General features: G+C 72.6%; 2 protein-coding genes and 1 pseudogene. All 3 read left to right on the top strand.

Annotation, left to right across the window (positions count from 1 at the left end; translation table 11 throughout):
* Positions 1-297 (top strand): annotated as a pseudogene (locus GT030_RS33360) (potassium-transporting ATPase subunit B); the annotation flags it as partial.
* Between the two features lie 2 nt (positions 298-299).
* Positions 300-968, top strand: a complete 669-nt coding sequence (locus GT030_RS33355) for a potassium-transporting ATPase subunit C (protein WP_161204267.1) — start codon at positions 300-302, stop codon at positions 966-968.
* 109 nt (positions 969-1,077) lie between these two features.
* Positions 1,078-1,700, top strand: a 623-nt coding sequence (locus GT030_RS33350; protein WP_161204266.1) for a response regulator transcription factor, incomplete at its 3' end; no start/stop codon positions are given.

Below are 1,700 nucleotides of genomic sequence, written 5' to 3'. Positions count from 1 at the left end.
AAGTACTTCGCGATCATCCCGGCGCTGTTCGCCGCCGTGTATCCGGGGCTCGACCGGCTGAACATCATGCGGCTGGCCTCGCCCGACTCCGCGATCCTCTCGGCCGTCGTCTTCAACGCGCTGATCATCATCGCGCTGGTCCCGCTCTCCCTGCGCGGGGTGCGGTACCGGCCGGTGAGCGCCGACCGTCTGCTGCGGCGCAACCTCGCCGTCTACGGCCTCGGCGGACTCGTCGCGCCCTTCGCCGGCATCAAACTCATCGACCTGCTCCTCTCCTTGATCCCCGGGATCGGCTGACCATGAACACCTCCCTCACCGGCAAGATCCGGTCCCTGGGCGCGGGCCTGCGCGCCCTGCTCATCCTCACCCTCGTCACCGGCGTCCTCTATCCCCTCTCCGTGAGCGGCGTGGCCCAGCTCCTCCTCCCCGGCCGGGCGGGCGGCTCCGAGGTCCGGGCGGACGGACGGGTCGTCGGCTCCTCCCTCATCGGGCAGTCGTACACACTGCCGCTGAAGAAGGGTCAGGAGACGGCGGAGCCGGACCTCAGGTGGTTCCAGGGGCGTCCGGCGGCCGGGCTCGGGACCAACACCGAGAACACCCGCTACCACCTGCTGCTGTCCGGTGCCACCAATCTCGCCGCCGACAACAAGGTCCTGGTGCGGCGGGTGGAGGCCGCCAAGGCCGCCGTCGTCCGCGACAACTCCGTGCCCGGCCGTCCGGTGAGCCCGGCCGACGTCCCCGCCGACGCGGTCACCTCCTCCGGCTCCGGCCTCGACCCGGACATCTCCCCGGAGTACGCCCGGCTCCAGACGGCCCGCGTCGCCGCCCGGAACCACCTGCCCGTGCCCGAGGTGGCCCGGCTCGTCCGCGACCACACCGAGGGACGCACCCTGGGCTTCCTGGGCGAGCCCCGCGTCAACGTGCTGGAGCTGAACACCGCGCTCAAGCAGCTGGAGGCCCGGCGCTGAACCGCCCCAGCGGTGTCCGCAAGCCGCACCTGGACCGCCGACTCCCGCACCGATGCCGTAGGTTGCTGCCGTCGGTCCACTGAGGCGTACGACAGGAGGGCGCGCGTCCATGACACGGGTGCTCGTGGTGGAGGACGACCCGCAGCTGGTACGGGCCCTCGTGATCAATCTCCAGGCCCGCCGGTACGCCGTCGACGCGGCCCCGGACGGCGCCACCGCGCTCCGGCTCGCGGCCGACCGAGGGCCGGACGTGGTCGTGCTCGACCTCGGGCTGCCCGACATGGACGGCGCCGACGTCATACGGTCCCTGCGCGGCGGCCGGAGCCGGGTGCCGATCCTGGTCCTCTCCGCCCGCCAGGCGTCCGAGGAGAAGGTCGCCGCGCTGGACGCCGGGGCCGACGACTACGTCACCAAGCCGTTCAGCATGGACGAGCTGCTGGCCCGGCTCCGCGCCGCCGTCCGCCGCGCCGAGGCCGGCCGGGCGGCCCCGGAGACCACCCTGGTGCGGACGGCGGACTTCACCCTGGACCTCGCCGCCAAGAAGGCCGTGCGCGACGGGCGTGACGTCCGCCTCACCCCGACCGAGTGGCACCTGCTGGAGATCCTTGTCACCAGCCCCGGCCGTCTGGTGAGCCGGAAACACCTGCTGCGCGAGGTCTGGGGGGCCTCCCTGAGCGACCGGACGAACTATCTGCGCGTCTACATGGCCCAGCTCCGCCGCAAGCTGGAGGC

The sequence above is a fragment of the Streptomyces sp. SID1328 genome (assembly GCF_009865595.1).
Lineage (GTDB): Bacteria > Actinomycetota > Actinomycetes > Streptomycetales > Streptomycetaceae > Streptomyces > Streptomyces griseoluteus.
This window is presented reverse-complemented; position numbering and strand designations above follow the sequence as displayed.

What these genes read in the sequence shown, in the direction of transcription:
- GT030_RS33355 (WP_161204267.1), top strand. Translation starts at nt 300, where the DNA reads ATGAACACCTCCCTCACCGGCAAGATCCGGTCCCTGGGCGCGGGCCTG.